This window comes from Nocardioides marinus (genome assembly GCF_013408145.1).
GTDB lineage: Bacteria > Actinomycetota > Actinomycetes > Propionibacteriales > Nocardioidaceae > Nocardioides > Nocardioides marinus.
Map to the genome: position 1 here is coordinate 1,239,253 of NZ_JACBZI010000001.1, position 18,284 is coordinate 1,257,536.

Below are 18,284 nucleotides of genomic sequence, written 5' to 3' on the forward strand. Positions count from 1 at the left end.
GCGGCCGTGGGGGCGTGCTCAGCTGCCGAAGCGCATCGAGAAGTCGCGCGCCAGCAGGCTGGTGACCGGACGCCCGCCCCGCAGCCAGGCCAGGGGCCCGTCCTCCGCCAGGTCCCACGTCGCCCGGGCGGGCCGGACCGTGCCGCCGGCGCGGATCGGGCTCGCGACCGTCCTGCCGTCCAGGGTCTGCACCACCGCGCCGCGCAGCGGCAGCGGCAGGCGCACCGCAGGGCCGCGGCGAGCCGAGAACGAGGCCGCCGCGATGGGGCCGTCGGCGGTCTCGGCGAAGTGCTCGCCGAAGGTCGCCAGGTCCTTGGGGATGCCCCACAGACCCCGACCGCCCGCCACCGAGGTCTCGCTGTCCACCCAGATGTCGGTGATCGACAGGGCCACGCCGCGGCCGTGCCGCACGAGCACGGCCGCCAGCAGCTCGTCGTAGGCCATCAGCCCGCGGTCGTCGTACCGGACGAAGGCGGTGGTCACCAGCGCCGTGCCCCGCACCGCCGCAGCCCGTACGCCGCTGGGCAGCTCGGGCAGGACCCCGACCGGGACCCGCCACGTGGTGATGGCGCCGGTGCCGGTGAGGTCCCACGGCTCGGGCGGGTAGGGCCGGTCGGCCGGCTCGGCGGGTCGGTGCGGGTCCTGCTGCGCGGTCACGAGACCTCCTCCAGGTCGTCCCAGTCGACGGTGGTCAGCCGGTCGCGGTACTCCTGCACCAGGCCGGGCCAGTTCGTGGTGATGCGGCGGCCGTCGGTGTACCAGCTGTCGCAGCCGGCCCACGCGGTGCCACCGAGGCGCTGCTGCACCTCGCGGTCGTAGGCGTCCCACACCTCCGGGCGCGGCGCGACGGCGCGGTGGCGACCGTCGCGGATGCCGGCGGAGACCTGGGCGACGTAGTCGGCCTGGGCCTCGAGCATCCCGACGATCGAGCTGCCGCCGAGGTTGGTGTTGGGGCCGTAGATGGTGAAGAAGTTGGGGAACCCGGGGACGGTGAGCCCGAGGTGGGCACGCGCCCCGTCGGACCAGACGTCGGCCAGCCGGGTGCCGTCGGCCCCCACGACGTCGATGCCGCGCAGGAAGTCGGTGGCGGCGAAGCCGGTGCCCCAGATGATCACGTCGGCCTCGTGCAGCCGACCGGTCTCGTCGCGCACGCCCTGCGGCTCGACGGAAGCGACCGGCGAGGTCACGACGTCGACGTGCGGGCGGTCCAGCGCGGGGTACCACTCGTTGCTGAACAGCAGCCGCTTGCAGCCGATCGGGTAGTCCGGCACCAGCTTGCGGCGCAGCGCCGGGTCGGAGACCTGGCGGCGCAGGTGCAGCCGCCAGACCTGGCGGGCCAGGCCGAGGAAGGGACCGGCGACGGGGGAGGTGCCGACCAGGGCGCCGTTGAAGCGCTCGGAGAGCCAGTAGACGAAGCGTCGCTCCAGGCCGAGGGTCGCCGGCCGCTTCTCGAACATCCGGTGGTGCCGCTCGGAGTAGACGCGGTCCGGCTTCGGGACGACGTAGGCCGCCGACCGCTGGAAGACGGTCATCGTGCCGACGGTGTCGACGATCCCGGGGACCAGCTGGATGGCGCTGGCGCCGGTCCCGACCACGGCGACCCGCTTCCCGGTGAGGTCGACGTCGTGGCGCCACTGCGCGGAGTGGAAGGCCGGGCCCTCGAAGGACTCCAGCCCGGGCAGGCGGGGCACGACCGGCTCCGAGAGCTGGCCGGTGGCGAGGACCAGCACGTCGGCGTCGTACGTCGGTCCCGGCTGGCCGCCCACGGTCGTGCTGACCCGCCAGGCCCCGTCGACGCGCTCGGCGGAGGTCACGCTCGTGCCCGTGCGGACGAGGGGGAGCAGGCCCTCCTCGCGCGCCGTGCGCTCGATGTAGTCGAGGATCTCGGGCTGCACCGAGTAGCGCCGGCCCCAGCGCGGGTTGGGTGCCCAGGACCACGAGTAGAGCGGCGAGGGCACGTCGCAGGCGGCGTTGGGGTAGGTGTTGTCGCGCCAGACGCCGCCGACGGAGTCGGCGCGCTCGAGGACGGTCACGTCGGTGATGCCGCGGCGCAGCAGGGCGCGGGCGGTGCCGAGGCCGCCGAAGCCGGCGCCGACGACCAGGACGCGGGGGCCGTTACCGGTTGGACTGCTGGAAGGAGGAGTGCTGCTCGTCACCTGACCGACGCTAGGCCCGGCCCGCGGTACGGGGGGAGACATCGAGGCCACTTCACTTGATAATTCCGGACATGTCAGAGCGCAGCCTCCCGTCGCCCGGGGTCACGGGGTGGGAGTTCCCGCGGTCGGCGGCCGGGGTGCGGCACCTGGCGGGGTGGGCCGAGCGGGCCGGGCTGCCGGTGGAGCCGCTGCTCGTGGGCACCGGGCTGGTCCACGACGACCTCGACCGGGTGGGCACGGTCACCGCCGCGCAGGAGCTGCAGGTCGCGAGGGCGCTGGCCCGCCGGGCGCCGCACGCGGCGGCCGACGTCGGGCGCCGCTACACCGCGGAGTCCTTCGGCGTCATGGGGTGGGCGATGCGGTCGTCGGCGACGGTCGGGGACGCGGTGGACGTGGCGTTGCGCTTCATCGACCTCAGCTTCGCCTTCGTCATCCCGGTGGCGCGCCTGGAGGGGGACCAGGTGGTGGCCGACCTCGACGCGGGCGCCCTGCCCGCCGACGTACGCCGCTGGCTGCTCGTGCGCGACACCGCGGCGGTCGCGACCGTGCTGGAGTCGCTGGTGCCCGGTGGTGTGGGCGTCGTGACGTCGGTGGAGGGCGACGTGGCCACGCTGGCCTTCTCCGTGGCCGAGCTGGACCGCCCGCTCGTCCGCGACCGCGGGGCGGACCGGGCGGCGGCCGAGGCCGCCTGCCTCGGCCTGGCAGACCAGCACCGCGACCTGCCGTCGACGACCGCCGACGTGCGCGTCCTGGTGGCGCAGCGCGTGCGCGACGGAGCCCCGATGGGTCAGGTCGCGGCGGCGCTGGGGATGACCGAGCGGACCCTGCGTCGCCGGCTCGCCGCCGAGGGCACCGGCTACCGGGAGGTGGTCGACGAGGTGCGCTCGGGTCTCGCAGCGCGGTTGCTGGCCGTCGGGCTGCCGGTCGCGGACGTCGCCTCGCGCCTGGGGTACGCCGAGCCGGCAGCACTCACCCACGCCCACCGCCGGTGGACCGGCGAGGCCCCGTCCAGGCGCCGCCCGCGTCGCTGAGCCGGCCTCGTGCGGCTCCCTCCCCGGGCGTTCACCGAGCCGTCGACGACGGGTCACGGGGACGCTCCCCACCGGTGGGGGTGGCGTCCCTAGGTTGCCGACGGCCCGTCCGCGTCGGGCCGCCCCGTCTCCCGAGCCCAGGAAGTCCCCGATGACCCAGACCCCCCTGCCCGACGGCCGCCGCCTGCTCTCCCTCACGCCCACGGCCTCGACCGTGCACGGCTCCCGCAGCCGGATGACCTGCTTCTACCGCTGCGGCAACGCCTGCGACCACCCCGAGCCGAACACCTCCGGCGCCGGCCACGTGCAGGACGAGATCCGCAAGGCCGTCGCCCGGCGCGCGGTCCTGAAGGGGGCCGCCGTCGGGTCGGGCGCGCTGGTGCTCGGCGGCCTGGGCCCGGCCGCCGTCGCCGGCTCGGCCTCCACCGGGGCCACCACAGGGGCCTCTGCGGCCGCCGAGCGTCGGGCCTCCGACGACCTGGCGAAGGTCGCCTTCACCCCCGTGCGCCCCAACCGTCGCGACGCAGTCGTCACCGCGCCCGGGTTCGACCACGAGGTCGTCATGCGCTGGGGTGACGCCGTCGTGCACGGCGCCCCGGCGTTCGACGCCCACGCGCAGAGCGCCGAGGCGGCCCGGATGCAGTTCGGCTACAACTGCGACTACGTGGGCGTGCACGAGCTGCGCGACCACCGCAAGGACTCCAAGGACCGGGCGCTGCTGGTGGTGAACCACGAGTACACCGACGAGCAGATCATGTTCCCGGCCGACACCTACACCGACCGGGAGATCGCCGAGATCGGCCTGGCCAACCACGGCATGTCGGTCGTGGAGCTGCGTCGCGGCCTGGTCCCCGGCTCGTGGCGCCCCGTCACGAACCTGAGGAAGGCCAGGTACAACCGCCGCATCCACCACCGCACCGAGTTCGTCATGGCCGGCCCGGCTGCGGGTGACGACCGCCTCAAGACCTCGCAGGACCCGACCGGCACCCGCGTGCTCGGCACGTTCAACAACTGCGCCGGCGGCATGACGCCCTGGGGCACGTCCCTGTCGGGCGAGGAGAACTTCAACCAGTACTTCCAGGCCACCGGCGAGCTCGACGCGCGCTACACCGAGCAGTACGCCCGCTACGGCATCGGCGCGAGCGGCTCGGGCCGCAACTGGCACACGGTGGAGGAGCGCTTCGACCTGACCGCCGAGCCGCACGAGCCGCACCGGCACGGCTGGATCGTGGAGGTCGACCCCTTCTCGCCCGACGAGGCGCCGGTCAAGCACACGATGCTGGGCCGCTTCAAGCACGAGGGTGCGAACGTCATCGTCTCGAAGGGCCACGCCGTGGCCTACATGGGCGACGACGAGCGCGGCGACTACCTCTACAAGTTCGTCTCGGCCAAGAAGGTCGCCAAGGGCTCCTCGGCCACGGCGCGCAAGCGCAACAAGAAGCTGCTGACCAAGGGCACGCTCTACGTCGCCCGCCTGACCGGCGACGGCTCCGCCGACGGCGTGCACGACGGCACCGGTGAGTGGATCCCGCTGTGCAGCGACACCGAGTCCTTCGTGCCCGGCATGTCGGTGGCCGACGTCCTGATCTTCACCCGCCTCGCCGCCGACCAGGTCACGCCCACGAAGATGGACCGACCCGAGGACGTCGAGCCCAACCTCGTCAACGGCAAGGTGTACGCCGCCCTCACCAACAACTCCCAGCGCGGGTCGCGCTTCGAGGCCGACGAGGCCAACCCGGTCACCACCTCGATGGTGCGCTCCTCCATCGGCGCTCCACTCACGGAGGCCTCGGGCAACCGCAACGGCTACGTGCTGGAGATGACCGCCGACGGGGGCGACCACACGCGCACGACGTTCACCTGGGACCTGCTGCTGGTGTGCGGTGACCCGGAGGCTCCCGAGACCTACTTCGGTGGGTACGACAAGGCGGAGGTGAGCCCCATCAGCTGCCCCGACAACGTCACCTTCGACACCGCCGGCAACCTGTGGATCTCCACCGACGGCAACGCCCTCGGCTCCAACGACGGCATCTTCCGCGTGCCCGTCGCCGGCTCCGAGCGCGGCCACGTCCAGCAGTTCGTCACGATGCCGCGGGGTGCCGAGGCATGCGGCCCGCTCATCACCGACCGGAACCGCTCGCTGTTCTTCGCCGTGCAGCACCCCGGTGAGATCGACGGCGCGACGTTCGAGGACCAGGCCTCCACCTGGCCGCACACCGACGACTTCCCCCGACCCTCGGTCGTCGTCGCCTTCCGCCGACGCTGACGTCAGCCGGCTCCGCAGCGTCGCGCCCCCGGGACCCACGAGGTTCCGGGGGCGCGGTCGCGCGGGCGGCCCTACCCTCGGCCCATGTGGTCATGGTCACGCCGGCTGCTCGTCGGCTCCCTCGTCGCGGTCTCGGCCTCCGCGTCCCTGCTGGTCCTGCCGACCGCGGGCAGCGCCGTCCCTGGGTCGTCCGCCGTCACCGCCGCTCGCGCCGCGGACCGCTGGACCACGACCGACGCGATGGTGCCGGTGGTGGTGGGCCCGGACGACGACGTCGAGATCGAGCTCGACACCCGGCTCTACGTGCCGCGCGGCGCGAGCCGCGGGGACCCGCGGCCCGCGGTCCTGATGACCCACGGCTTCGGCCTGGACAAGACGAGCAACGAGGTCGTGTCCACGGCGCGGTTCCTCGCCGCGCACGGCTACCTCGTGCTGACCTGGACGTCCTCGGGGTTCGGGGAGAGCGGTGGCTGCATCACGCTGCAGTCGGCCGACTGGGACGTCAAGGGCGCGATGCAGCTGGTCGACGCCCTGCTGGAGCCCCGCCGCGACGTGCTCCGCGACCGGCGCGGCCTGGTGCTCGGCACCATCGGCGGCTCGTACGGCGGCGGCATCCAGCTGCCGCTCGCCGCGGCGGACCGGCGGATCCGCGCCACGATCCCCGGCCGGACCTGGAACACCCTGCAGTACTCCCTGGACCCCAACAACCTCGTCGTCGAGGGCGACCGGTCGGGGCTGGACCACGACGCCCACGAGCAGGGCGTCTTCAAGCAGGAGTGGACCACGCTGTTCTTCGCCGCGGGCACCTCCGAGCCGGCGTCGGGCGGGGGCGGCTGCACCGAGGCCAAGCTCGCCTCGGGTGACGCCGAGGAGATTGCGGCGGCGCCCTCGTGCCTGAACTTCTACCTCGACGTGTGCCGGATCTTCGACCTGCTCAGCACCACCGGCGACGCCGACCAGCAGGCCCGTGACCACATCGCCCGGGCGTCGGCCGCGACGTTCCTCGACGACGTCGACGCGGCCACCCTGCTGGTCCAGGGTCAGAGCGACACGCTGTTCAACCTCAACGACGCCGCCGCCACCTACCGCACGCTGCGCCAGCGCGGCGTGCCCGTCGCGATGACCTGGAACTCCGGTGGCCACGGCGGCTACGTCTCCCAGCCGGGGGAGTGCGAGGCCTACGACGGCACGCTGCGCAGCGTGCGCGAGATGGACGCCTGCTACCTGCCGCAGCGCCAGCTGCAGTGGCTGGACCACTGGCTGCGCGGGCAGGGGCGTCCCGGCCCTGGGTTCACGTGGTTCGAGGGCTGGCGGGTGCACCGGGGCGACGGCCCGAACTCCGACCAGTACGCCGCCGCGAGGACGTTCCCGCTGAAGCGCACGACCACCGTGCGGCTCGGTGCCGACGGGCTGATGCACCGCCGCGCCGAGGCCACCCCCGAGGGCTCGATGAGCTTCCTCAACCCGCCCGGCGGCGTGCCCGCGGCCTACACCGAGACCTCGAACTTCTCAGGGCCCGGCGCCTCCCCGAACCTCGCCATGCCCACCACCGAGGAGACCGGGCAGCACGTGGCCATCATCAGTCCCAGGCTCAAGAAGCCGTTGGACTCGGTGGGGATCCCGCGGCTGCGGGTGACCCTGGAGAACACCAACACCCGCGACCTGGTGCTCTTCGTCAAGGTCTACGACGCCGAGCTCTACGGCGTGGTGCGCACGCTGGTGCACCGGCTGATCACGCCGGTGCGGATCCCGGCCGGCCGGGTGGGGAAGCCGGTCACCATCAGCCTGGCCGGCTTCGCGCACCGCTTCGCGGCCGGCCACCACGTGCAGCTGGTGCTCGCGGCGACCGACCAGACGTCGTACAACGCCAAGGTGGCCGACGCCGTGACCGTCCAGCTCGGTCCGGACGCCAGGCTCACGCTGCCGGGACGAGCGCGGTTCGGCCGAGCGATCCCAGGCCTCGGCAGGTGAGGGCCCGCTGAGCGTCAGGCGATCGTCATGCCCCCGTCGACCGGGATGGTCTGCCCGGTGACGTAGCCGCCTGCGGCCGAGGCGAGGAACACCACGGCGGCGGCCAGCTCGCGCGGGTCGCCCTTGCGGCCGGCGGGGATGCGCTGCTGCTGGGACTCGAGGTAGCCCGGCGGGTACTGGTCGGTCATCTCGGAGGTGAAGAAGCCCGGGGCGATGGAGTTGACGCGAATGCCCTTGCGGCCGGTCCACTGCTGGGCGAGGTCGCGGGTCAGCCCGTTGAGGCCCGCCTTGGAGGCGGCGTACGCCGCCTGGGGGAGTCCGGCGGTGGTCAGGCTCAGCACCGAGGAGATGTTGATGATGCTGGAGCCGGGCTGCATGACGCGTCCGCAGGCCTGGGCCATCCAGTAGCAGCCGTTGAGGTTGACGTCGATGACGCCGGTGAACTGCTCGGGGGTCTCCTTGGTCGACGGGACCGCGGTGCCGACGCCGGCGTTGTTGACCAGCACGTCGACGTGGCCGAACTCCTCCATCGCCAGCGCGACGATGCGGTCGCAGTCGGCGACCCTCGCGACGTCGGTCTCGACGCAGAGAGCCTTCCGGCCGGCGGCCTCCACGAGCGCGGCGGTCTCGGCGAGCCGGTCCACGCGGCGGGCGCCGAGCACCACGTCGGCGCCGGCCTGCGCCAGGCCCCGGGCGAAGGCGACACCCAGACCGCTGGAGGCGCCGGTGACGATGGCGACCTTGCCGTCGAGGCGGAACAGGTCGGGGACGGTGGCTTCCGGAGTGCTCATGCCCGGCATCGTAGGGGACGGACGGGCTCCGGACCGATCACTCGCTCGGTCCGCGGTGGGTCGAGCCCCCGTACGCTCGATCGCATGCCCCGGTCCACCACCCGACCCCGCACCTGGCCGACGGCAGCCGCCATCACCGCCGGGTTCGTCGTGCTCCTGTGGGTCATCGAGGCCTGGGACCAGTGGACACCCGCCGTGCTCGACGACGACGGCATCCGCCCCCGCAGCACCGAGGGCCTGCTCGGCATCGTGCTGGCGCCGCTGCTGCACGGGTCGTGGGGGCACCTGGAGGCCAACACCCCGCTGGTCGCGCTGCTCTTCTTCCTCGTCCTGCTCGGCGACGTACGCCGTGGGCTCGCCGTCACCGGGGTCATCTGGCTGGTCGCGGGGCTCGGCACCTGGCTGGTGGCCGGCCCGGGCACCGTCCACGTCGGGGCCTCCGGGCTGGTCTTCGGCTGGCTGGTCTACCTCGTGCTGCGCGGCTGGTTCGCCCAGCGGCTGGGCCAGGTCCTGCTCGGGGCCCTGCTGTTCCTCGCCTACGGCGGTCTGCTGTGGGGCGTGCTGCCGGGGCAGCCGGGCATCTCCTGGCAGGGGCACCTGTTCGGTGCGGTGGGCGGCCTGGTGGCCGCGCGTCGGCTCGCGACGCGGGACACGCGCGGAGCCGGGAGCCCGACGTCGTACGGTTCCTGACCGTGACCGAGTCTTCCGAGCAGGGCCAGAGCAGCAGCGAGCAGGACCGCCAGGACATCCGGGTGGAGCGCGGCGACGGCGTCGTCGAGGTGACCTTCGACCGGCCGCACCGCCACAACGCCTTCACCCGTGACATGTACGCCCAGATGCGCGAGCTGTGCGCCGAGCTGGCACAGGACCGCGACACCCGGGTGCTGGTGCTCCGCGGCGCCGGCGGGCGGGCCTTCGCGGCCGGCAACGAGATCTCCGACTTCCTCGAGCAGGACGCGGTCGCCTACGAGGACTGGATCCGCGAGCTGCTCGAGTCGCTCTTCGCCCTGCCCCAGGTGACCGTGGCCGCGGTCGACGGCGTCTGCGTCGGGGGCGGGTTGGCGGTCGCGACCCACTGCGACCTGCGGATCGCCACCCCCGGGTCGCGCTTCGGCTACCCGATCGCCCGCACCCTGGGCAACGCGCTCGCCGGCTCGATCGTCTACCGCTGCGCCAGCGTCTTCGGGGAGTCGCTGACCCGCGAGATGCTGCTGGCCTCGCGCCTGGTGGACGCCCCGCGGGCGCACGCCGTCGGTGCGCTGATGAGCGTCACCGACGACCTCGACGCCGAGCTCGAGCGGCTGCTCGACGGGCTGCGCGCCGCCAGCCCGGTGACGATCCGGGCGACCAAGGGCCAGCTGCTCGACCGCGCCCGCCGCCTGGAGGCCTCGCCCGCGGGGGACGCCGACCTGCTGCGCGAGGTCTACACCGGCGCCGACTTCGCCGAGGGCGTGCGCGCCTTCCTCGCCAAGGAGAAGCCCGCCTTCCGCGGCTGAACCTCGCGGCCGCCGGAATCAGCCGGGGCGCTCCTGTGTTGTGCAGCGTCGTGACCCCCGACGACTCCCGCCGTGTCAGCACCGTCCTTGGCCTGCTGTTCGGCCTGGCCGCGATGGGCTCGGCGTCAGCGGCGATCGTGCTCTCCGACGTCGCCGCGGAGTTCGGCGTGTCGGTCGGCCAGGCCGCCTGGGTCATCAGCCTCTACGCGCTGCTGCTCGCGGTCACCACCGCCGTGCACGGCCGGATCTCCGACCTCGTCGGGGTCCGCACCCCGTTGCTGGTCGGCGTCGCCCTGATGGCCGGCGGGGCCGTGGCCGCGGCCCTGGCGCCGACCTACCCCCTGCTCCTCACCGCCCGCCTGCTGCAGGGTGCCGGCGCCGCGGCGGTCCCCGTGCTCGGCGTGGCCGCCCTCTCCGCGCGGTACGACGGTGCCGTCCGCGACCTCGCGCTCGGCCGCCTCGCGGGCTGGTCGGCGGTCGTCGCCTGCCTGGGCCCGCTGGTCGGCGGTCTCACCGAGCACCTCCTGGGCTGGCGCGCGGTCCTGGCGCTGCCGGCACTGGGGCTGCTGGTGCTGCCGCTGCTGTGGCACGCCCTGGGCTCGACCGGCTCGGGCGCCGACCTCGACATCCCGGGCGCGGTGCTGGTGGGGTTCACCGCCGCCGGTCTGGTGCTCCTGGTGCAGTCTCCCTCGACCGGCCCGCTGGTCGCCCTGGCGGGAGCGGTGCTGCTGGTGCTCGGTGCCCCGGTCACCGCGCGGCGGGTCCGCCGCCGACCCGACGGGTTCCTGCCCCTGGTCGTGGTCTCCGACCCGGTCGTCGTGCGCAGCGCCGTGGCCGCCGCGGCCGTGCCGGCGGCGTGGTTCGGCCTGCTGATCGCGGTGCCCGCCGTGCTGGTCGCCGACGGCTGGGAGCCGTGGCAGGTCGGCCTGCTGCTGGTGCCCAGCGCCCTGGTCGCGATGGTCGTGCCCCGCATCACCGGACCGCTGCTCAGCCGGATCGGGCCCAGTCGCTCGCTCGCGGTCAGCGCGTCGGGCGCCTCCGTGGCGCTGCTCGTCGCCGCCTTCGGCGTCGGCATGGACCACGTCAGCGTGATCGCGGTCGCGGTCGTGCTGGTGACCTTCGCCTTCCTGCTGGGCCAGCCGGCGCTGTCGGCCGCGGTGGGTCAGGCGGTGCCGGCCGACGTGCGCGGAGTCGCGCTGGGCGTGGCGACGCTGGTGTTCCTGACGGGTGGCTCGGTCGGCTCCGCGGTCGTCGGCGGCATCGGCGACACCGTCGGCATGGGGGTCGCGCTCCTCGTCCTCGCCGCCCTCCCGCTGCTCGGCCTCCTCGCCCTGCGCCCCCTGCTCCGGCGTACCCCGGCACCCGTCCCCGTCCCCTGAGACGCCGAGCCGGCGTATCAATACGCCGGCTCGACGCGGTTGAGACGCGGGGACGGCGGGGTGCGGGTGTGGGAGAGTCCGGGCCATGCAGCCCGCACTCCAGGTCGGCATGACGCTCCCGGTGATGGAGCCGGACCTCTGGGAGGCTCCCGACACCCTCGAGCGGTGGGCGCGCGCCATCGACGAGGGGCCCTTCTCCAGCCTGTGCTTCGGGGAGCGGATGGCCTTCGACAACCCGCACGCCCTGACGCTGCTGGGCGCGGTGGCGGCCTGGACGACCCGGGTGCCGCTGGTGACCACGGTGCTGGTCCCCCAGCTGCACGACCCGGTCACGCTCGCGAAGGCGCTGGCCACCGCGGACCGGCTCAGCGGCGGACGGCTGACCGTCGGCGTCGGCGTCGGTGGACGCGAGGAGGACTACCGCGCCGCCGGTGCCGACCCCGCCACCCAGACGATGCAGCAGATGGCCGACCGGGTCGCGCTGATGCGGCGGGTGTGGGCGGGGGAGGACGTCACCGGAGCGACCCTGCCCGTCGGGCCCGCGCCGGTGCAGGCGGGCGGGCCGCCTGTCCACGTCGGCACGATGGGTCCGCGCACCGTGAGGCACGCGGCGCGCTGGGCCGACGGCCTGGCCGGGGTGACCCTGGATCTCGACCCGACCGCGGTGGCGGGCCTGTTCGACCTCGCCCGTGACGCCTGGGGCGAGGTGGGGCGGCCGGCGCCGCACCTGGCGACGTCGTTCTGGTTCGCCCTCGACGACGGCGACGGCTCCGCCCGCGCCCAGGTGCACCGGCACCTGCGCCACTACATGAACTGGCTGCCGGTCGAGCTGGTCGACGCGATGGCCCCGACCACCGGCTTCGCCGGCACCCTCGACGAGCTGCGCGAGACCCTGCTGCGGATGGCCGACGCGGGTGCCCACGAGGTGCAGCTGATCCCCACCGGCAGCGACGTCGCTCAGGTCGAGCGGGTCGCCGAGCTCGTCTCGGGACTCGCGTCCACGGCCTGAGCCGGGCCACCGGGCAGCCGGACGACGAAGGCGTTGCCGTCGGGGTCGTAGCCGACCGACCCGCCGTGGCGCTGCACCAGGTCGCGCACCACCGAGAGCCCCAGGCCGGTGCCGTGCACCCCGGTGCCCTCGGCCCGGGTGTAGGGCTCGAACAGCTGCGGCACGAACCGTGACGGCACCCCCGCACCCGCGTCGCTCACGGTGATCCGCACCGCCCCCGGACCCGCGCCGGGATCGGGGTACGCCGCCAGCACGACCGGCGCGGCGCCGTACTTCTGCGCGTTGCCGACGAGGTTGACCAGCACCTGCTGCAGCCGCAGCGGGTCCGCCCGCACCCTCAGGCCGGGCGGGCACTGCGTGCGCAGGTCGAGGCCGGGGAAGCCCTGGGCCACCTCACGCAGCTGCTCGGGCAGCGCCAGGTCGACCGGGACGAGGCTGACCTGCCCCTGCGTCCCGGTGATCGCGAGCAGGTCCTCGGTCATGAGGGACAGCCGCCGCGAGATCGCGGCGCTGCGACGGGCCAGGTCCCGGGCGTCCTCGGGCAGGTCGCCCAGCTCCCCGTCGGCGAGCAGCTGCTGGTAGCCCTGCAGGGCGGTGAGGGGGGAGCGGAGGTCGTGGCTGACCACGGCGAGCACGTGGTCGCGGGTCTGCTGGGCCTCGCGGAGCGCGAGGTTCTGCTCGGCCACCCGGTCCGCGTGGCCGGCGACCTGCCGGTGCAGCCGGGCCACGGCCAGCAGCATCGACATCAGCACGACGAGGGCCGCGGTGACCGCCATCAACCGCGCTCCGTACCAGCCGGTGGTGAAGCGGGAGTGGGCCAGCAGCACCAGCGAGGTGTCGCACGCGCTGGCCAGCAGGGCCACCAGGGCCCAGCGCTCGAGGCCCGGCGCCCGGCGCCGCAGCACGCCCGCCGTCGCCACGGCCAGGGCCAGGGCGTTGGCGGCGGCGACCCAGGGGCCGTAGGTCCGGGTCAGCACCGAGTAGTCGCCCTCGACGATGATCACCGGCAGCGAGTCCGCCCACAGCGTGCAGCGCAGGCAGACCAGCGTCGCGGCCCCCGCGACGACCGCCCAGCTGAGGACGAGCACCCGACGCCGCCGGGTCGGGTCGACCAGCCCTCTCTCGAGCCGCGCCGGCCAGGGTGCCAGCGCCAGGCCGAGCAGCACCGGCAGACCCACGTGCCAGGCGGTCCACAGCCACGGCGCGCTGCTCGGCACGGCCCCGAGGAGCCCGGTCCCCGCCCACACACCGGGGAAGACCGCCGAGTGGACCGCCACGACGATCGCGGACCACAGGTAGGCCCACGACAGGGCCAGCACCCGGACGTCGCCGCCGTTGCGGTAGTGCTCGACCAGCACCAGGCAGGTCAGCACGTCGCTGGCGATGACGAGGGTGAAGAAGGTCGGGAGGAAGGCCGGCTGGAAGCCGAGCTCCACGTGGGGGGCGAGCAGGATGGCGGTGGCGACGACCAGCACCGCGCCGGCGACCACCCAGGGTGCGCGGCCGACGCGCACGACGGGCCGGCCGTCCGCGGGAGTCTCCACGTCCTCCAGATCGGCCGCTGCTCGGCGTACCGGAGACGAACGAGTACGATGCTTCCCGTGCGCCAGGACCTGCTCCTTACCTAGCCGCGCCGGCCAGCACCCCGCCGCCGCGGCTCCCCCCTCTGCCCGAGGGGTTTTTTTGTGCCCCGACCCGGGGCCCCGAGCAGTCCACCGACGAACGTGACGAGACGTGAGAGAGACGAGATGAGCGAGCAGGTCCAGCAGGAGGAGCCGACGTCGTACGACGTGCGCGCCGTCGAGGAGAAGTGGCGCCCGGTCTGGGACGAGCTGCAGCCCTTCCGCGCCGACGACGACTCCCCGCGGGAGAAGAAGTACGCGCTGACGATGTTCCCCTACCCTTCCGGCGACCTGCACATGGGTCACGCCGAGGTCTTCGCGCTGCACGACGTGGTGGCGCGTTACTGGTGGCAGCGCGGCTACGAGGTGCTCAACCCGATGGGCTTCGACTCCTTCGGGCTGCCTGCCGAGAACGCCGCGATCCGCAACGACGAGCACCCGGCGACCTACACCAAGGCCAACATCGCCAAGTCGATCGAGTCCTGCCAGCGCTACGCCGCCTCCTTCGACTGGTCGCGCACCTTCAACACCTCCGACCCGGAGTACTACCGCTGGACCCAGTGGCTCTTCGCCCGCTTCTACGAGCGCGGCCTGGCCTACCGGAAGAAGAGCCCGGTCAACTGGTGCCCGCAGGACCAGACCGTGCTGGCCAACGAGCAGGTCGTCGCAGGCGCCTGCGAGCGGTGCGGGGCGGAGGTGACCAAGAAGGAGCTGACGCAGTGGTACTTCAAGATCACCGACTACGCCCAGGAGCTGCTCGACGGCCTGGACGACCTGGAGAAGACCTGGCCCGACCGCGTCGTCACCGCCCAGCGCAACTGGATCGGCCGGTCCGAGGGTGCCCACGTCGACTTCGTCGTCCAGGGCCGTGAGGAGCCGGTGACGGTCTACACGACCCGCCCCGACACGATCTTCGGCACCACCTTCATGGTCGTGGCCGTCGACGCCGCGCTGGCCGACGAGCTGGTGACCGACGCGCAGCGTCCGGCCTTCGAGGCCTATCGCGACGAGGTGCGTCGGGCCAGCGAGATCGAGCGGCTGGCCACGGACCGCCCCAAGACGGGCGTGGACCTGGGCGTCACGGCCACCAACCCGGTCACCGGCGAGCAGATCCCGGTGTGGGCGACCGACTACGTCCTGGCCGACTACGGCACCGGCGCGGTCATGGGCGTGCCCGGCGGCGACCAGCGTGACTGGGAGTTCGCGACCGCCATGGGCCTGCCGATCGTGCGCACCACCGAGCCGCCGGCCGGCTTCGAGGGCGAGGCGTACGCCGGGGAGGGCCTGGCGATCAACAGCCCGGCCCCCGGGCAGTCCGCGGCGCTGAACATCAACGGCCTCGACGTCGACGCCGCCAAGCGTGCCACCATCGACTTCCTGGAGGAGATGAAGGCGGGCACGGGCGCGGTCAACTTCCGGCTGCGCGACTGGCTGCTGAGCCGCCAGCGCTACTGGGGCGCGCCCATCCCGGTCGTGCACTGCCCGGAGCACGGCGAGGTGCTGGTCCCCGACGAGCAGCTGCCGGTCGAGCTGCCCGAGCTGCGCGGTGCCGACCTCAAGCCGAAGGGCACCTCGCCGCTGGCTGCGGCCGAGGAGTGGGTCAACACCACCTGCCCGACCTGTGGCGGCCCGGCCACCCGCGACGGCGACACGATGGACACCTTCGTGGACTCGTCCTGGTACATGTTCCGCTACTGCTCGCCGCACGAGACCGACCGCGTCTTCGACAGCGAGAAGGTCAACGCCTGGATGGCCTGCGACCTCTACGTCGGCGGCGTCGAGCACGCCGTGCTGCACCTGCTGTACGGCCGGTTCTTCACCAAGGTCCTCAACGACATGGGCCTGGTCGACTTCCGCGAGCCGTGGCTGGCCCAGCTCAACCAGGGCTTCGTGATCAACCAGGGCAAGAAGATGAGCAAGTCCCTGGGCAACGGCGTCAACCTGGGCGAGCAGCTGGAGGCCTTCGGCGTCGACGCCGTGCGCCTGACCCTGGTCTTCGCCGGCCCGCCCGAGGACGACATCGACTGGGCGAACATGTCGCCCGACGGGTCGCTGAAGTTCCTCCAGCGCGCCTGGCGCCTGTCCGGCGACGTCACCTCCGCCCCGGGCACCCCGGCCGAGGGCGGCGACGTGGCGCTGCGCCGGGTCACCGCCCGCACCGTCCACGACGCGGCGGAGCTGGTGGAGTCCTACCGGTTCAACGTCGTGGTCGCGCGCGTGATGGAGCTGGTCAACGCCACCCGCAAGGCGATCGACTCCGGGCCGGGCGGCGCCGACCCCGCGGTCCGCGAGGCCGCGGAGGCGGTCGCGGTCCTGCTGTCGCTGGTGGCGCCGTACGTCGCCGAGGAGATGTGGGAGCGCCTCGGGCACGAGCCCACGGTCGCCCGCGCCGGTTGGCCGGCCGTCGACCCGGCGCTGCTGGTCGAGGACACCGTCACGGCCGTGGTGCAGGTCAAGGGCAAGGTCAAGGCCCGCCTGGAGGTCGCCCCCGACATCGCCGAGGCCGACCTGGAGGCGCTGGCCCTCGCCGACGCCGACGTGCAGCGCGCCATCGGCGACGCCGCCGTCCGCAAGGTGATCGTGCGGGCACCGAAGCTGGTCAACGTGGTGGTCTGACCCGGTGAGCTCCCCGGAGACCCGTGTCGTCGTCGTCACCGACTCCACCGCCAGCCTGCCCGCGCAGGTGGCGGCGGAGCACGGAGTCGTCGTCGTGCCCCTGCAGGTCGTCATCGGTGCCGAGGTGCTCGACGAGGGCGCCGACGGGGCCACCCCGGAGCGCGTCGCCGCGGCACTGAAGGAGTGGACGCCGGTCTCGACCTCGCGGCCCTCGCCCGCGGTGATGCTGGAGGTCTACCGGCGCGCGGCCGAGGAGGGCGCGACGGCGATCGTCTCGGTGCACCTCTCGGCGCAGATGAGCGGCACCTTCGAGTCCGCCCAGCTCGCGGCGCTCGAGGCGCCGGTGCCGGTCGTCGCCGTGGACTCGCGCCAGGTCGGCGTGGCCACGGGGTACGCCGCTCTCGCGGCCGCCCGCGCGGCGGCCGACGGTGCCACCGCCGAGGAGGCGGCCGACGCCGCCCGTGACTGTGCGCAGCGGTCGTCGTCGCTGTTCTACGTCGACACCCTGGAGTACCTCCGCCGCGGGGGACGGATCGGTGCGACCGCGGCGCTGCTCGGCGGCGCACTGGCGGTCAAGCCCCTGCTGCGGATCGACGACGGTCGCGTGGCGCCTCTGGAGCGGGTGCGCACCTCCACCCGGGCGCTGGCCCGGCTCGAGGAGCTGGCGGTGACCGCTGCCGAGGAGCTGGCGGGGGGGCTCGACCCCGACGTCGCCGTGCACCTCGACGTCGCCGTCGCCCACCTGGCCAACCCCGACCGTGCGGCCACCCTGGCCCAGCACCTGCAGGAGCGGCTGGGGGAGCGACTGGCGGACGCCACCGTCTCGTGCGGTGAGCTGGGTGCCGTGCTGGGTGCCCACGTCGGCCCGGGCATGATCGCGGTCTGCGTCGCGCCCCGGGGTCCGGTGCCCGGGACCGAGCAGGGACCTGGCGCGGACCCCGACGAGGGCCCTGACGAGGACCGCGAGGCGTCCACAGCCTGACCTCCGGGCGCCGTGCTGCACAGCACGCTCCGGCGCCGGACCCAGGGGTCCTCGGACTCCTTAGCGTCGCCCCATGCGATCGCGACGATCCACCGAGCACCGCGAGGCCGTCGAGCGACGGCTCGCGCTGCTCGTGCCTCCCGAGCCGGCGCCCGGCCCGACACGGGTGCGGGAGGAGCCTCCCGCCCGTCCCGCCCCCTCCGGCCTCGACGACCTGCTGGAGCCGGTGCACTCGGTCGAGCCGGTCCGGGTCGCGCGGACCGTCCCGATGCCGGGCAGGCACGCCAGCCGGCGCCCGACGCGGCTGCCCGGGCCTCCGGCGCACCTACGGCTGGGGTTGGTCCACCTCGCGGTCGTGGCGGTCGTGGTGGCGCTCGGGCTGGCCGTGACCAGCTGGTGGGTCGTGCGCTCGGAGCCGGTCCCCGTCTCCGCACCCCTGCCTGCGGTCGCACCCGAGCCGGCCGGTGGGGACTCCCTGGTGGACCTGCCATCCTCTGCGTCGGGCGAGGCCGCTCCCGCTGAGGAGACGTCGGTCGTGGTCGTCGACGTGGCCGGGCGGGTCCGACGCCCCGGGGTCCTCGAGCTGCCGGTCGGCTCCCGGGTGGTCGACGCCATCGAGGCGGCCGGGGGCGCCCGCGGTGGCGTGGACCTCTCCGGGCTCAACCTGGCCCGGGTGCTGGTGGACGGCGAGCAGGTGCTGGTCGGCCCGGGGGCAGCCGCTGTCGGCGTACCCGGTGCTGCTGGTGCCCCCGCCGCCCCGGGTGCCCCCGCGGCGCTGGTCGACCTCAACACCGCCGACCAGGCCCTGCTGGAGTCCCTGCCCGAGGTGGGGCCCGTGACCGCCCAGGCCATCCTGGCCTGGCGTGAGGAGCACGGCGGCTTCACCGCGGTCCAGGAGCTGCTCGAGGTCGACGGGATCGGTCCGGCCACCCTGGAGACGCTCGCCCCGCTCGTGACGGTCTGAG

At 74.0% G+C, this 18,284-nt stretch carries 14 protein-coding genes; 10 read left to right on the plus strand and 4 right to left on the minus strand.

Annotated elements, in window-relative coordinates; translation table 11 throughout:
• Positions 1-18: 18 nt before the first annotated feature.
• Both BKA05_RS06010 and BKA05_RS06015 read right to left on the minus strand, forming a co-directional pair.
• The gene (locus tag BKA05_RS06010) at positions 19-657 is read right to left on the minus strand and encodes an acetoacetate decarboxylase family protein (protein ID WP_179530615.1); all 639 of its coding nucleotides are present in this window, start codon (positions 655-657) and stop codon (positions 19-21) included.
• Positions 654-2,156, minus strand: a complete 1,503-nt coding sequence (locus tag BKA05_RS06015) for a flavin-containing monooxygenase (protein ID WP_343045543.1) — start codon at positions 2,154-2,156, stop codon at positions 654-656. Before BKA05_RS06015 ends, BKA05_RS06010 begins: the two co-directional genes overlap by 4 nt.
• Positions 2,157-2,227: 71 nt before the next feature.
• Between BKA05_RS06015 and BKA05_RS06020 the strand changes: the two genes are divergently transcribed.
• The 3 genes from BKA05_RS06020 to BKA05_RS06030 all read left to right on the plus strand — a co-directional run bounded on the left by BKA05_RS06020 (position 2,228) and on the right by BKA05_RS06030 (position 7,424).
• Entirely contained in the window at positions 2,228-3,187 is a 960-nt protein-coding gene (locus tag BKA05_RS06020) for a helix-turn-helix transcriptional regulator (RefSeq protein WP_179530617.1), read from the plus strand.
• Between the two features lie 151 nt (positions 3,188-3,338).
• Positions 3,339-5,453: a PhoX family protein gene (locus BKA05_RS06025; protein ID WP_179530618.1), complete on the plus strand. Its 2,115-nt coding sequence runs from the start codon at positions 3,339-3,341 to the stop codon at positions 5,451-5,453.
• Positions 5,454-5,537: 84 nt separating this feature from the next.
• Entirely contained in the window at positions 5,538-7,424 is a 1,887-nt protein-coding gene (locus BKA05_RS06030) for a CocE/NonD family hydrolase (protein ID WP_179530619.1), read from the plus strand.
• 14 nt (positions 7,425-7,438) lie between these two features.
• Here BKA05_RS06030 and BKA05_RS06035 read toward each other — a convergent pair whose 3' ends face one another.
• Entirely contained in the window at positions 7,439-8,215 is a 777-nt protein-coding gene (locus BKA05_RS06035; protein WP_179530620.1) for an SDR family NAD(P)-dependent oxidoreductase, read from the minus strand.
• Between the two features lie 84 nt (positions 8,216-8,299).
• Here BKA05_RS06035 and BKA05_RS06040 point away from each other — a divergent pair, with 84 nt between their 5' ends.
• From BKA05_RS06040 to BKA05_RS06055, 4 genes are all read left to right on the plus strand, one after another.
• Positions 8,300-8,905 (plus strand): rhomboid family intramembrane serine protease, encoded by a 606-nt coding sequence (locus tag BKA05_RS06040; protein WP_179530621.1) that lies wholly within the window; start codon positions 8,300-8,302, stop codon positions 8,903-8,905.
• A gap of 2 nt (positions 8,906-8,907) precedes the next feature.
• Positions 8,908-9,711 carry an enoyl-CoA hydratase-related protein gene (locus tag BKA05_RS06045; RefSeq protein ID WP_179530622.1) on the plus strand — a complete coding sequence of 268 codons (804 nt, stop codon included), beginning with the start codon at positions 8,908-8,910 and terminating at the stop codon, positions 9,709-9,711.
• A 50-nt stretch (positions 9,712-9,761) separates the two neighbouring features.
• Positions 9,762-11,090: an MFS transporter gene (locus BKA05_RS06050; RefSeq protein ID WP_179530623.1), complete on the plus strand. Its 1,329-nt coding sequence runs from the start codon at positions 9,762-9,764 to the stop codon at positions 11,088-11,090.
• A gap of 85 nt (positions 11,091-11,175) precedes the next feature.
• Positions 11,176-12,099 (plus strand): LLM class flavin-dependent oxidoreductase, encoded by a 924-nt coding sequence (locus BKA05_RS06055; RefSeq protein ID WP_218842330.1) that lies wholly within the window; start codon positions 11,176-11,178, stop codon positions 12,097-12,099.
• Here the strand turns inward: BKA05_RS06055 and BKA05_RS06060 are convergent.
• Positions 12,048-13,643 carry an MASE4 domain-containing protein gene (locus tag BKA05_RS06060; protein WP_179530624.1) on the minus strand — a complete coding sequence of 532 codons (1,596 nt, stop codon included), beginning with the start codon at positions 13,641-13,643 and terminating at the stop codon, positions 12,048-12,050. The genes BKA05_RS06055 and BKA05_RS06060 overlap by 52 nt on opposite strands.
• A 204-nt stretch (positions 13,644-13,847) precedes the next feature.
• Here BKA05_RS06060 and leuS point away from each other — a divergent pair, with 204 nt between their 5' ends.
• The 3 genes from leuS (at position 13,848) to BKA05_RS06075 (ending at position 18,283) form a co-directional block, all read left to right on the plus strand.
• Positions 13,848-16,337, plus strand: coding sequence for a leucine--tRNA ligase (leuS, locus tag BKA05_RS06065; protein WP_179530625.1), 2,490 nt, complete (start codon positions 13,848-13,850; stop codon positions 16,335-16,337).
• 4 nt (positions 16,338-16,341) lie between these two features.
• Entirely contained in the window at positions 16,342-17,319 is a 978-nt protein-coding gene (locus BKA05_RS06070) for a DegV family protein (protein ID WP_179530626.1), read from the plus strand.
• Positions 17,320-17,392: 73 nt separating this feature from the next.
• A complete protein-coding gene (locus tag BKA05_RS06075) occupies positions 17,393-18,283 on the plus strand; it encodes a ComEA family DNA-binding protein (RefSeq protein WP_218842332.1) in 891 nt (296 codons plus the stop codon).
• Position 18,284: the final 1 nt, after the last annotated feature.